The organism is Micromonospora sp. NPDC050417 (assembly GCF_044458865.1).
GTDB lineage: Bacteria > Actinomycetota > Actinomycetes > Mycobacteriales > Micromonosporaceae > Micromonospora_G.
Genome location: NZ_JBITIH010000001.1, coordinates 525,876 through 538,985, shown reverse-complemented (window position 1 = coordinate 538,985; position 13,110 = coordinate 525,876). Strand labels below are relative to the sequence as shown.

10 protein-coding genes are annotated in these 13,110 nt (G+C 73.1%); 8 read left to right on the top strand and 2 right to left on the bottom strand.

Going from position 1 to position 13,110, the window contains the following annotated elements:
* The first annotated feature begins 250 nt into the window (after positions 1-250).
* Together glnA and ACIBF5_RS02240 are read left to right on the top strand one after the other, a co-directional pair.
* Positions 251-1,603, top strand: a complete 1,353-nt coding sequence (glnA, locus tag ACIBF5_RS02245; RefSeq protein WP_396807198.1) for a type I glutamate--ammonia ligase — start codon at positions 251-253, stop codon at positions 1,601-1,603.
* A 73-nt stretch (positions 1,604-1,676) separates the two neighbouring features.
* Positions 1,677-2,093 carry a hypothetical protein gene (locus tag ACIBF5_RS02240; RefSeq protein ID WP_396807197.1) on the top strand — a complete coding sequence of 139 codons (417 nt, stop codon included), beginning with the start codon at positions 1,677-1,679 and terminating at the stop codon, positions 2,091-2,093.
* A gap of 131 nt (positions 2,094-2,224) precedes the next feature.
* On the opposite strand, the gene ACIBF5_RS02235 is transcribed toward ACIBF5_RS02240, so the two are convergent.
* Positions 2,225-2,728: a hypothetical protein gene (locus ACIBF5_RS02235; RefSeq protein ID WP_396807195.1), complete on the bottom strand. Its 504-nt coding sequence runs from the start codon at positions 2,726-2,728 to the stop codon at positions 2,225-2,227.
* A gap of 200 nt (positions 2,729-2,928) precedes the next feature.
* Entirely contained in the window at positions 2,929-3,804 is an 876-nt protein-coding gene (locus tag ACIBF5_RS02230; protein ID WP_396807376.1) for an LD-carboxypeptidase, read from the bottom strand.
* A gap of 138 nt (positions 3,805-3,942) precedes the next feature.
* Between ACIBF5_RS02230 and ACIBF5_RS02225 the strand changes: the two genes are divergently transcribed.
* The 6 genes from ACIBF5_RS02225 (at position 3,943) to ACIBF5_RS02200 (ending at position 13,056) form a co-directional block, all read left to right on the top strand.
* Positions 3,943-4,722, top strand: a complete 780-nt coding sequence (locus ACIBF5_RS02225; RefSeq protein WP_396807193.1) for a type 1 glutamine amidotransferase — start codon at positions 3,943-3,945, stop codon at positions 4,720-4,722.
* Positions 4,719-7,907 carry a bifunctional [glutamine synthetase] adenylyltransferase/[glutamine synthetase]-adenylyl-L-tyrosine phosphorylase gene (locus tag ACIBF5_RS02220; protein WP_396807191.1) on the top strand — a complete coding sequence of 1,063 codons (3,189 nt, stop codon included), beginning with the start codon at positions 4,719-4,721 and terminating at the stop codon, positions 7,905-7,907. Before ACIBF5_RS02225 ends, ACIBF5_RS02220 begins: the two co-directional genes overlap by 4 nt.
* Positions 7,900-9,606, top strand: a complete 1,707-nt coding sequence (locus ACIBF5_RS02215; protein WP_396807189.1) for a hypothetical protein — start codon at positions 7,900-7,902, stop codon at positions 9,604-9,606. Before ACIBF5_RS02220 ends, ACIBF5_RS02215 begins: the two co-directional genes overlap by 8 nt.
* A 36-nt stretch (positions 9,607-9,642) precedes the next feature.
* Positions 9,643-11,151, top strand: coding sequence for a polyprenol phosphomannose-dependent alpha 1,6 mannosyltransferase MptB (mptB, locus tag ACIBF5_RS02210; protein WP_396807187.1), 1,509 nt, complete (start codon positions 9,643-9,645; stop codon positions 11,149-11,151).
* A gap of 215 nt (positions 11,152-11,366) precedes the next feature.
* Positions 11,367-11,747, top strand: coding sequence for a YciI family protein (locus ACIBF5_RS02205; RefSeq protein WP_396807185.1), 381 nt, complete (start codon positions 11,367-11,369; stop codon positions 11,745-11,747).
* A 64-nt stretch (positions 11,748-11,811) separates the two neighbouring features.
* A complete protein-coding gene (locus tag ACIBF5_RS02200; RefSeq protein WP_396807183.1) occupies positions 11,812-13,056 on the top strand; it encodes an RNA polymerase sigma factor in 1,245 nt (414 codons plus the stop codon).
* Positions 13,057-13,110: the final 54 nt, after the last annotated feature.

Sequence of the window (13,110 nt, the reverse complement as noted above, 5' to 3'; positions counted from 1 at the left end):
TTGCCGCGCCGTCGTCGGCCTTGCTCGCACCGGGGTGAAGCGAGGTAAGGAAGGGCCCCCTGTTATCGGATTCGGTAGAGGAAGGGGCCCTTCCTAACCACCGACGCGGGACGAACGGGACAGCGCCCGTCCCGACGCACCGGACGCGACCGAGATCACGTAACGTCGACGTAACGAGGTCGGGTAAGACTGGGCCGCTAGGTCGGGGAATGGCTGGCCGGGTCGAGCAGGAGTGTCACGAGGGGTTGAAGTGGACCGTCAGCAGGAGTTCGTGCTCCGCACCCTAGAAGAGCGCGACATCCGTTTCGTCCGGTTGTGGTTCACCGACGTGCTCGGCACGTTGAAGAGTGTCTCGGTCGCGCCGGCCGAACTTGAGGCCGCGTTCGAGGAAGGCATCGGGTTCGACGGCTCCGCGATCGAGGGCTTCGCCCGGGTCTTCGAGTCCGACATGGTCGCCATGCCCGACCCGACCACGTTCCAGGTCTTCCCGTTCGAGGGTGGGGTCAGCGGCGAGAGCGCCCGCATGTTCTGCGACATCCTGCTCCCCGACGGCACCCCCTCCTGGGCCGACCCGCGCCACGTCCTGCGGCGTGCGCTCTCCCGGGCCGCCGAGAAGGGCTTCACCTTCTACACCCACCCCGAAATCGAGTTCTTCCTGCTTGAGAACGGCCCGAACGACGGGTCGGTGCCGGTCCCGGTCGACGCCGGTGGCTACTTCGAGCACACCACCCACGCCGTCGCCCGCGACTTCCGCCGCCAGGCGGTGCTCTCGCTGGAGCGGATCGGCATCTCGGTCGAGTTCAGCCACCACGAGGTCGCCCCGGGCCAGCAGGAGATCGACCTGCGCTACGCGGACGCGCTCACCACGGCCGACAACATCATGACGTTCCGGCACGTCATCAAGGAGGTGGCGCTCTCCACCGGGGTCCAGGCCAGCTTCATGCCGAAGCCCTTCACCGACCAGCCGGGCAGCGGGATGCACACCCACCTGTCCCTGTTCGAGGGGGAGCGCAACGCCTTCCACGACGGCGGCGACCCGTCGAAGCTCTCCAAGGTGGCCCGCGCCTTCATCGCCGGGCTGCTGGTGCACGCCCGCGAATACACCGCGGTCACCAACCAGTGGGTCAACTCGTACAAGCGGCTCTTCCCGCAGGCCCTGCCGGACCGGATCACCGAGTCCCCGGCGTATGTCTGCTGGGGGCACCTGAACCGCTCCGCGCTGGTTCGCGTGCCGGCGTACGGCAAGCCGAACTCGGCCCGGGTGGAGGTGCGCTCGCTCGACTCGGCGGCCAACCCGTACCTGGCCTTCGCGGTGCTGCTCGGTGCCGGGCTCAAGGGCATCGAGGAGGGCTACGAACTGCCGCCGGGGGCCGAGGACGACGTCTGGTCGCTCTCCAACGCCGAGCGCAAGGCCATGGGGTACGAGGCGCTGCCGGAGAACCTGGCCGAGGCGATCGACGTGATGGCCGGTTCGGAGCTGGTCGCCGAGGTGCTCGGCGAGCACGTCTTCGACTTCTTCCTGCGCAACAAGCGGGCCGAGTGGGAGCAGTACCGCCGCGAGGTCACCCCGTACGAGCGCAGGCGTTACCTCGGGGCGCTCTGAACCCGGGAGGGGTTTTCGACGCGGTGCGCTCGGGGCGTGGCGCGACGGTGCCCCGTGGCGCGAGAATGGTGCCGTGACGAGCGTTCCCGCGCAGCCCAAGCCCCCGACCGTGACCGGTGACGCGTCCACGGTGGTGACCACGACCACGGGCACGGTGGTCACCACCGCCGAGACTCCGGTGGTGGCGGTGACCAGCGACGCCCCCACGGTCGCGGTGACCACCGACGCGTCGACGGTGGCGGTGACCACCAGACCCGGTCCGACGAAGGTCCGGATCGAGACGCCCGGGACGAGCATCGACATCGAGGCGCACGAGCCGTTGGGCGAGGTGGTGGCGACCGCGCTGCGCCTGTTCCACGAGGCCGGTGGCTGGCCCCGGGAGAACACCCGGTCGGCCGGTTTCGCCCAGGCCGAGCGGCGGGACACCCCGTCGACCCAGGCCAGTTCGATGCCGTACGCGCCCGGGGCGTACCCGGTCCAACTGCCCTGATCAGGAGATCTGGTCAGGGCAGATTCAGCCGAAAAGGACGAAGGTGGGCGGCCCGGGAGCAACATCGGGGCGCTGCTCCCGGGCCGAGGTACAGGTGCCCGACCGCCCCGGGCGGCAAACCCGGTCGTCGGTTACTTCGACTGGCCGGCAGCACCGCCGGGGCCGCCGCGCCAGTGGCCGGCGAGTCCGCCGGGCAGGACGCCGGCGTCGAAGGCCGCCTTGATGGCGTCCGCCTGTTCCTGGGTGAGCTTGCCGTCCTTGACCGCCTGGTCCAGCCGGTCGGCGAGGTTGGCCTTCCAGTCGGCCCTCCGGTCGTCGGCCTGGCCCGCCGGCGGCTTGCCGTCGGGCTTGTGCTGCTCGCGCAGCTTGTCCAGCGCCGCGGTCACCTTGTCCGGAGTGATGCCCAGTTCCTTCGCCAGCGCCTCGGCGAACGCCGCCCCGCGCTCGGGGCGTCCCTGCTCACCGCCCTTGTCACCGGCAGCAGGGGCGGGCGCGGTGGTCGCGGTCGACGACGACGGTGTCGGGGTGGCCGGGTCGTCGGCGAAGGCGACGGTCGGTACGGCGATGCCCACCGCTAGTGCGCCGGCGGCGGCGAGCCCACCGAGCGCGGTCTTCCTGGAGATGTTCCTCAACATCGAAACCCCCGTTTCGCTCTGCGAATCTGACCCGCCCACCGTCACCGGTCGAGCTGAACGAAGACCGTGCCGAACCTATGTGAGGGCTGTGAATCAGGCGCGAAAACCGAAATTCGGGCATGAACGGTACGCGGCGACTGGTCGCGTCCGGGGGATCCCCACGCGGCGACAGGTGTGTGGCCGGGACGTGGAAACGGCCGTCAGGCGACGGCGGGAGAGACGGTCAGGGTGCCGGCGGTGGCGTCGAGGGTGGCCGACGTACCCACACCCACGGTGAGCTGGCCCTCCCCGTGACCGATCGGTAGCCCGCCGAGGACCGGCACACCCAGGTCGCCGAGGCGGTCGGCGAGCACGTCGGCGACGCTCACCGCCCAGTTGTCCGCGCAGTTCGTGAACTGACCCACCGCCACCCCGGCCACCTCGGCCAGCACCCCGGTCCGCCGCAACTGGGTCAGCATCCGGTCCACCTTGTACGGCTGCTCCCCGACATCCTCGATCAGCAGGATCGACCCGGTCAGGTCGGGCATGTCGTGGGTGCCGAGCGACGACACGATCAGGCAGAGGTTGCCGCCGATCAGCGGTCCGGTCGCCACCCCGGGCACCACCACCGGCGCGGTCTCCTCGGTGGCCAAACGGCTGACGGTCACCGCCTCCGTGGTCATCAGCGCCCCGCGCAGTGATTCGGCCGAGTGCTCCGGGAGGCGCGTGTCCAGCCAGGCGGCCCCCGGACCGTGCACGGTGGCGAGGCGGGCACCGCGCCAGAGCGCGAACTGCAAGGCGGTGATGTCGGAGAAGCCGACCACCACCTTCGGATCCGCCCGGACCGCCGCCATGTCGATCGCGTCGACCATCCGCTGCGCGCCGTAGCCGCCCCGGGTGCAGACGATCCCGCGTACCTCCGGGTCGGCGAAGGCGGCGTTGACGTCGGCGGCACGCAGCTCGTCCGAGCCGGCCAGGTAACCCTGGCGGGCGTACGCGTTCGGGGCCAGCACCGGACGCAATCCCCAACCGGCGAGCAGTTCGAGGCCCCGGGCCAACCGCTCCGGCCTGGTCGGACCGGAAGGCGAGACCAGCATCACCTGGTCGCCGGGGCGCAGGGCGGCCGGACGTACGGGCTGCGCCTGGGCCACCGGTACGGCGGTCACGGGTCGGGTGTCGGTCACGGGGTGCCAGCCTATCCGGATCATCTTTGGCCACCGGATAGCCTCGACGTCGTGGCAACCGCGCTGGTGATCGAGAATGACCCGACGGACGATCTCCGTCGGCTGGGGGAGTGGCTCACCGAGGCCGGTCTCGACCTGCACGTACTCCGGCCGCACGCCGGTGACGCCCTGCCCGAGGAGTTGACCGGGTTCGAGGCGCTGGTGGTGCTCGGCGGACGGCAGCAGGCGTACCCGCTGCCCGACGGCAGTCCGGACGCGCCCTGGTTCCCGCAGCTCGAAGGGCTGCTACGCAAGGCGGTACGGCACCGGCTGCCGACCCTGGCGATCTGCCTGGGCGCGCAACTGCTCGCCACCGCCCACGCCGGCACCGTGGCGCGCAGCGAGTCCGGGCCGGAGGTGGGACCGGGTGTGGTCGGCAAGCGTGACGCCGCCGACGGCGACCCGCTGTTCAAGTGGGTTCCGTTGATTCCCGACGTGTTGCAGTGGCACGAGGACGAGATCACCGAACTGCCCCGGGGGGCGGTGCTGCTCGCCGCCTCGACCCGCTACCCGCACCAGGCGTTCCGGCTCGGCGACCGGGCCTGGGGGTTGCAGTTCCACATCGAGCCCGACACCGACATGATCGCGGGCTGGGCGACCGACTCGGCGATCCTCGACGAACTGGGCTACGACCCGGACGCCGTCGTCGCCGCCGCCGACGCGGTGCTGGCCGACGTCGAGGAGGTCTGGCAGCCGTTCGCGATCCGCTTCGCCGCCCTGGCCCAGGGCGACCTGGACGTACCGCCATCCCGTCGTGACCTGCCGTTGCTCGGGTCGCAGGAGCCGCGGTGACCAGACCGACCAGCGCGCACGCCCGCCTCGCCCGGTACGGCTTCGGCGCGGCCGACGGCGACCACGGCTCCCGCGCGGCGGACCTGCTCGGGTCGACCGGGCTCGGGCTCTGGGACAGCACCGCCCAGGAGCCGACCGACGGCCCGGCGGCGGATCTGATCAACGCCCTCTCCCGGGCCGCCGACGCCGATCTCGCGCTGCGTCAGCTCCACCGCCTGGTCGAGGCGGAGCGGCGGGTCGCCGCCCCGGACACCGGCCCCGGATCGGTGCTGCTGAGCGCGTTGCACACCGACCCGGGGCTGCGCCGCCGGCTGGTGGCCGTACTCGGGGCGTCGTCCGCGCTCGGCGACCACCTGGTGGCGAACCCGGACCAGTGGCGGGTGCTGGTCACCGGCGCCGACGGGCTTCCGCCGCGTGCCGACGGCACCCTCTGCGACGGCCTGGGCGGCGACGCCAACCGGGCGGACGGCCGCAACGGGAACCGGGCCGGCGCGTCCCGGGGAGCCGGGGACGAGGCCACCCTGGTCCGGCCGATGGGCAGTCGGAACTCTCCGGTGCTGGAACCGCCGGTGCTGCCGCCGCTGCCGGTGGTGGCCGCGCTGCGTCGGGCGTACCGGCTGGCACTGCTGCGGATCGCGGCGGCCGACCTGACCGGTGGGCAGAGCCTGGAACAGACCATGGCGGCGCTCTCCGGACTCGCCGACGCCACCCTGGGCGCCGCGTACGACATCGCCGTCACCGAACTGCCCGCCGGTACGCCGGTGCCGAGGCTCGCCGTGGTGGCGATGGGCAAGTGCGGGGGCGAGGAGCTGAACTACGTCTCGGACGTCGACGTCATCTTCGTCGCCGCCACCGACGACGATCTCGGTCCGGCGACCACGATCGCCACCCGGCTGATCCACATCTGCGGCCTGGTCGCCTGGCCGGTCGACGCCGCCCTGCGCCCCGAGGGCAGCCGTGGACCGCTGGTCCGGACCCTCGCCAGCCACCTCGCCTACTACCGGCGCTGGGCCCGCACCTGGGAGTTCCAGGCGCTGCTGAAGGCCCGTCCGGCCGCCGGTGACCTGGAGCTGGCCCAGGAGTGGATCGACCAGCTCGCACCGCTGGTCTGGACCGCCGCCGAGCGGCCGGAGGCGGTCGAGGACGTACGGGCGATGCGCCGCCGGATCATCGACCACATCCCGGCCCGGGAACTGGACCGCGAGATCAAGCGCGGTCCGGGCGGCCTGCGGGACATCGAGTTCGCCATCCAACTGCTGCAACTGGTGCACGGGCGCGGCGACGAGTCGCTCCGCTCCAGCGGCACCATCCCGGCGCTGCGGGCACTGGTCGCGGGCGGGTACGTCGGGCGGGCCGACGGGGAGTCGCTGCTGCGTGGCTACCGGTTCCTCCGCGCCGTCGAGCACCGACTGCAACTACAGGGCCTGCGGCGTACGCACACCGTGCCGAGCGAGCCGCAGGGGCTGCGGTGGCTCGCGCACGCCCTCGGTTACACCGCCACCGCCCAGCGGGACGCGGTCGAGGCGTTCCGGGCCGACTGGGTGACGCACTCCAACGAGGTACGCCGGCTGCACATCAAGATTTTCTACCGGCCGCTGTTGGAGGCGGTGGCCCGTGTCTCCGCCGACGGGCTGCGGCTGACCCCGGAGGCGGCCGGGCACCGGCTGGAGATCCTCGGCTTCCGCGACCCCGCCCGCGCCCTGCAACACCTCCAGGCGCTCACCGGCGGGGTGAGTCGCACCGCCGCGATCCAGCGGACCCTGCTGCCGGTGCTGCTCCAGGAGTTCGCCGACGCCCCCGAGCCGGACCGGGGACTGCTCAACTACCGCCAGGTCTCCGACAAGCTCGGCAGCACGCCCTGGTACCTGCGACTGCTCCGCGACGAGGGACCGGTCGCCCGTCGGCTCGCCCGCACCCTCGCCCTGTCCCGGTACGTCGCCGACCTGCTGGCCCGGGACCCGGAGTCGCTGCGGCTGCTCGCCGACGACACCGAACTGGCCCCGCGTGACCCGGCCGTGCTGCGCGAGGGGTTCATCGCCGCCGCCAGCCGGCACCTGCCCGGACGGGGACCGAACCCGGCCGACCCGGACGCCGCGATCAGCGCCGTCCGCGCGCTACGTCGCCGCGAGCTGATCCGGCTCGGCTGCGCCGACGTGCTGCACCGGGCCGGCGCGCTCGCCCCACCCCAGTACGACCCGCTCGAACAGCTCGAACCGGCGCAACTCGCCGAGGCCGACATCACCGTCATCGGGGCGGCGCTGAGCGCGGTCACCGACGCGACGCTCGCCGCCGCGCTCCAGGTCGCCCGCGCCGCCGTACCGGAGCTGCCCGGTCTGCGTTTCGCCATCGTCGGCATGGGCCGGCTCGGCGGCTACGAGCAGAACTACTTCTCCGACGCCGACGTGCTCTTCGTCTACGACCCGCCACCCGGGGTGCCGGAGAGCACCGCCAGCGCCGCCGCGCACGCCATCGCCGAGGAGCTGCGCCGGCTGCTCGGCCGGCCCGCTCCCGACCCGCCGCTCGGCGTCGACGCCGACCTGCGCCCGGAGGGCCGCCAGGGCCCACTGGTACGCAGCCTCGCCGCCTACGCCCAGTACTACGCCCGCTGGGCGAAGGTGTGGGAGGCACAGGCACTGCTGCGCGCCCGGCACGTCTGCGGTGACGCCGACCTGGGCCGGGAGTTCGAGCTCATGATCGACCCGGTGCGTTACCCGGAACACGGACTGACCCGGGCACAGGTGACCGAGATCCGGCGGATCAAGGCCCGGGTCGAGACCGAACGACTGCCCCGGGGAGCCGACCCCGCCACCCACACCAAACTCGGTCGGGGCGGGCTCGCCGACGTCGAGTGGGCGGTGCAGATGGTCCAGCTCCGGCACGCCGGCGAGACGCCCACGCTTCGCGGCACCCGTACCCTCGACGCGCTCGCCGCGGCCCGGGACGCCGATCTGATCGACGCGGCCGACGCCGCCGTCATGGCCGCGAGCTGGACCCTCGCCGCCCGGGTACGCAACGCGCTGATGCTGGTCCGGGGCCGGGCCGGCGACCAGCTACCCCGGCACGGGGTGGAGTTGGCGGGGGTGGTGCGGCTGCTCGGTGCCGGTGATCCGGGCGAGTTCCTCGACGAGTACCTGCGTACCGCGCGACGGTCCCGGGCAGCCGTGGAGCGCGTCCTCGATGCCTGACCGACGCCACCCGTCACGGGTCGGCACAGTCCGTGCCGTCGGCGGGCCGGTGCCGGTCGCCGCAGTGGCGGCGCTGCTGCTGGCGGTCGCGTTCCTGCTCGCCCCCGCGATGGGCACCGACCTGGCCGCCCAGGTGGCGCGGGCGAACTTCGTCGACCGGTTCGGCACCACCCCGATCGACCTCGGCTGGTACGGCGGGGTCAACCAGTTCGGCTACAGCCTCCTCACCGCCGGCCTCGGCGCCACCCTCGGCGTACGCGTCGTCGGCGCGCTGGCCGCGGTCGGCTCGGCGCTGGCCCTCGCCTGGCTGCTGGTCGCGGCCGGCGCCCGACGTCCGGTCCTCGGTGCGCTGCTCGGGGCCGTGGTGCTGGTCGGCAACCTGGTCAGCGGTCGGATCACCTTCGCTGTCGGGCTCCTCTTCGGCCTGCTCGCCCTCTGCGCGGTCGCCGCCACCGCAACCGTACGGCCGGTCCCCGGCGGCTGGGTCGTGGCGACCGGCGGGGGACGGGCCGCGCGGGTCTGGTGGCTGGTGGCGGCCGGGGTGCTGGCCGCGTTGGCGACCTGGGCCAGCCCGGTGGCGGGGCTCTTCGTCGGACTCACCGGCGGCGCCCTGCTCCTGGCCAACCTGCGCCTGCCGGTGCTCCAGAAACCGCGCCGGCCGGGCCGGTGGCGGACGCTGCGCTGGAGTGCCGGGGGGCGCCTGGTCGGTGCGGTGGTGCTCTGCCTGGCCCCGGCGGTCGCGCTGGCCCCGATGGCGCTGCTCTTCGGCAACGGCGGGGTGCAGCCGTACACCTTCGCCTCGATGCGGACGAACGTGGTGCTGGCGCTGGTGGTGCTGGTGGTCGTACCGCGCCGGTGGCGGGCGGTCCGGGTCGGTGCCGGGCTCACCGCGCTGCTGCTGGTCGGGGCCTACTACCTGGAGAGCCCGATCGGCTCGAACGCGCTGCGGCTGCCGATGCTCTTCGCGGTGCCGCTCATCGCCTCCCTCGCCGACCTGCGGTGGCGCTGGCTGGTGCCACTGCTCGTCGTCGCCGTCTGGTGGCAGAACCCGGTGGTGGTCAGCGACCTGACCCGGGCCGGGTCGACCGAGAGCGGGGCCGGGTTCTACCGGCCGCTGGTCACCGAACTGTCCCGGCACGCCCCGATCGGCCGGATCGAGGTGGTCCCGCTGCGCGACCACTGGGAATCGGCGTACGTCGCACCCGAGGTGCCGCTCGCCCGTGGTTGGGAACGTCAGGTCGACGTCGACCGCAACCCGCTCTTCTACGCGGGCGACCTCACTCCGGCCGAGTACGTCACCTGGCTGCGCCACAACGCGGTGAGCTACGTGGCCTTCGCCCCGGACAGCCCACCGGACCGGTACGCCCGTCAGGAGGCTGCCCTGGTCGGCGCGGGCCTGCCGGAGCTGCGCCAGGTGTGGCAGGACCGGAACTGGCGCCTCTACCAGGTGACGGACCCGTCGCCCCTGGTAGAGGCGCCGGGGCGACTGGTCGGTTCCGACCAGCAGGCGGTCACCTTCGCCAGCGACGTACCCGGTGACCTGCTGGTCCGGGTGCGCTGGTCGGACTTCCTGGCGGTGACCGGGCCACCCGGCGCCTGCCTGCGCCCCACCTCCGACGGCTGGACGGTGGTCCGGGTCGCCGCTCCCGGCGAGCACCGGCTCGGCAGCAGCCTGACCACCCCCGGCCCGCGCTGCTGACCGTCGCGGCTCCCGACGTGCCCAGGATCCCCCCCGATGGCACCCTCGCCCGCACCGCCCCCGACCAGCCAGTTCGAGCGACATGACACGATGGTCGCCGTGCCCCGGCTCCGCATCGTCCGCTACGTCGGCCTGGCCGGGGCGATCCTGCTCGCGGTCGCGGCCCGGCTCGGCGGGGTGCTACCGCAGTGGCGGGCCGGGGTCACCCCGGCGAGCATCTGGCACGACGACCACGGCCCGCTGGTCCTGACCGGCTGGCTGCTCGGCACCGCACTGCTCGCCGGTGCCTGGTGGGCCGCCCGCGACCACGTCCCCTCGACCCGGTGGGCGTACGTCACCACCGGGCTGTGGCTGCTGCCGCTGCTCGCCGCGCCGCCGCTGGGCAGCCGCGACGTCTACTCGTACGCCTGCCAGGGGGCGGTGCTGCGCGACGGCGGCAACCCGTACACCACCGGCGTACGTGAGCTGGGCTGCCCGTGGCTGGACTCGGTCTCGCCAACCTGGCAGGACACCCCGGCACCGTACGGTCCGGTTTTCGTGCTCGCCGCCGGGCTGGCGGTGGTGGTCGGCGGAACCCTGCTCGGCACCCTGACCGTGCTGCGCCTGTACGCCCTGCTCGGCGTCGCCCTCACCGCCGCCTGCCTGCCCGCCCTGGCCCGCCGCCGGGGGGTGCCGCCACAGCGTGCCCTCTGGCTGCTGCTCGGCTGCCCGCTCGTCGCGGTGCACCTCGTCTCCGGGGCACACAACGACGCGCTGATGATCGGACTGGTGACCGCCGGGCTGCTGGTCACCGTGGCCCGACCGAGCCGCCCGGTGCCCATGTTCGCCGCCGGTGTGCTGCTCGGGCTCGCGATCGGGGTGAAGGCGACCGCCGGGGTGGTGCTGCCGTTCGCCATGCTCGCCGCGACAGCCGGCCCGTACCGGCTCCGCACGCTGCTGCGCGACGGGGTGCCGGTGGGGGCAGGGGCGGCGTTCGCCGTACTCGCCGTGACCGGGTTCTCCGGGCTGGGCTGGGGTTGGGTGGACGGGCTCGCCCGCAGCGGCGACTCGGTGCAGTGGACGTCACCGCCGACCGCGTTCGGACTCACCGTCGACTACGCCGCCCGGCTCTTCGGCGCCCGTACGGACGCGGTCCCGGTGACCCGACTGGTCGGGTTGGCGGTGCTGGTCGCACTCCTGGTGGTGCTCTGGTGGCGGGCCCGGCACCGCGATCCGGTGCGCGGAGCCGGGTTGGCGTTGGCCGCCACGGTCGCCCTCGCCCCGGTCTTCCACCCCTGGTACGCGACCTGGCCGCTGGCCGTACTCGCGGCAACGGTCACCGTGGCCGGTACAGCGAACCGCTGGCTGCTCGTACCCGGTCTGTTGATCTCGTTCCTGACCCTGCCAGACGGGACCAACCTGGCCCGGTTCACCAAACTCCCCGGCGCCCTGGCGATGACCGCGTTCGTGCTGGTCGCGGTGGTGATCGGGGTACGCCGTTCGAGGCGCGGGCCGGTGGACGCGGACCAGCCGGCACTGGCCGGGTCGGCCCCACCACAGCGCTGAGGGTCAATCCCGCCGCCACAGCAGCCCGGGGTCGGTTCCGAGCCGCCCGGACAGCCCCACGATTCGTCGGCCCCGGGGCTGCCTGGAAGAGACTTTCCGAGATGGTGTCGTATCAGGGCGTGGCCGTTCGTGGAACCAGTGTGCGGCGGCCCGCTGGGCCGCAGGACACGAGAAGTCGGGAAAGGTCCCTGTCCGGGGACTGAGAGGAGACGACCATGACGGAGTATCTGATCGCCTTCAACGATGAGTGGGTGCGCGAGCACACGGCGGAGGAGATACGCGAGAAGGGCATAGCCGCCCGGGCCGTGATCGAGGAGATGCGGGCCGAGGATGTCCTGGTCTTCAGCAACGGCGGGCTCGACCCGTCCACCGTGGTGTGCAGCGTCGAGCTGGTCGACGGCAAGCCCGTCTTCACCGACGGCCCGTACGTCGAAACCAAGGAGCACCTCGGCGGCTTCGCTGTCGTGGACGTGCCCGACGACGCGGCGGCGCGATACTGGGCTGGCCGGCTCGCGACCGTGCTCGACTGGCCGCAGGAGGTGCACCGGTTCCGAGGCCCGGGGGAGGCCAGGCGTCTTGGCCCCGGGAAGGAGTGAACGCGGTGCCCAGGTACCTGCTGTCCGTCTACACCGAGCAACCCGTCCGACCGCCGCTGGTGCCGTGACTGATCCCACCGTCGAGCAGGCGATCACCCGTGTCCACCACGAGGAGTGGGCGCGGGTGGTCGCCGGCCTCGTCCGCCGTTTCGGCGACCTCGACATCGCCGAGGACGCGACGGCCGAAGCGTTCGTAGCGGCTGCGGAGCGGTGGCCGCGCGAGGGCGTACCGCCGAATCCCGGCGGATGGCTCGCCACCACCGCGACCCGCAAGGCGATCGATTGGATCCGTCGCGAGTCGCAGCGCGACGCGAAACACCGGGCGGCCCGGATCGTGTACGACGACACCCCTCCCGAGCCGACCGGTCCGGTCGAGGACGACCGGCTCAGACTGGTCTTCACCTGCTGCCACCCCGCGCTCGCGATGGAGGCCCGGGTGGCGCTCACCCTGCGCCTGCTCGGGGGCCTCACCGTCGCCGAGATCGCCCGCGCCTTTCTGGTGCGGGAGACCGCGATGGCGCAAAGAATCACCCGCGCCAAGGCAAAGATCAAGGCGGCGCACATTCCCTACCGGGTGCCCTCGGCCGACGACATCCGCGAGCGGCTCGCCGGCGTGCTCGCGGTCGTCTACCTCGTCTTCAACGAGGGCTACCTCGCCGGCGAGGGCAACGACCCGCTGCGCGTCGACCTCACCGACCAGGCGATCCACCTCGGCCGCCTGCTCCGAACTCTCCTACCGGACGACGGCGAGGTGGCCGGCCTGCTTGCCCTGATGCTCCTCACCGACGCCCGGCGGCCGGCGCGGGTGTCCCGCGCCGGGGAGCTGGTGACCCTCGACGAGCAGGACCGTGGCGCATGGGACCGTACCCTCATCGCCGAAGGCAAAGCCCTCGTCCGCGAGCGGATCAGGGCGGTGGCGGCCGGCGGTGCCCCACCCGGGCGCTACCAGTTGCAGGCCGCGATCAACGTGGTCCACACGGAGGCCCCATCCTCCCGGGACACCGACTGGTCCACCATCGTCGCCCTCTACGGCCGCATGGTGCTGCTCGACCCCTCGCCGATCGTGCGGCTCAACCGGGCGGTCGCGGTCGCCGAAGTCGACGGCCCCGGGGTCGGGCTCGCCGAGATCGACCGGCTCGCCGAGGCCCTCGACGGCTACCACGCCTTCCACGCCGCGCGCGCCGACCTGCTGCGGCGACTCGGGCGCGGCGGCGAGTCGCGGGTGGCGTACGACCGGGCCATCGGTCTCGCCGGCAACCCGGCGGAACGGGCCTACCTCACCCGCCGCCGCGACCAACTCGCCGGCTGACCAACCCGTGGAGCCAGCCCGTTCCCGCACCGTTCGCGACATGTCCGGGTGCGG

What these genes read in the sequence shown, in the direction of transcription:
- ACIBF5_RS02235 (WP_396807195.1), bottom strand. Translation starts at nt 2,728, where the DNA reads ATGTTGAGGAACATCTCCAGGAAGACCGCGCTCGGTGGGCTCGCCGCC.
- ACIBF5_RS02230 (WP_396807376.1), bottom strand. Translation starts at nt 3,804, where the DNA reads ATGCTGGTCTCGCCTTCCGGTCCGACCAGGCCGGAGCGGTTGGCCCGG.
- ACIBF5_RS02215 (WP_396807189.1), top strand. Translation starts at nt 7,900, where the DNA reads ATGCCTGACCGACGCCACCCGTCACGGGTCGGCACAGTCCGTGCCGTC.
- mptB (WP_396807187.1), top strand. Translation starts at nt 9,643, where the DNA reads ATGGCACCCTCGCCCGCACCGCCCCCGACCAGCCAGTTCGAGCGACAT.
- ACIBF5_RS02205 (WP_396807185.1), top strand. Translation starts at nt 11,367, where the DNA reads ATGACGGAGTATCTGATCGCCTTCAACGATGAGTGGGTGCGCGAGCAC.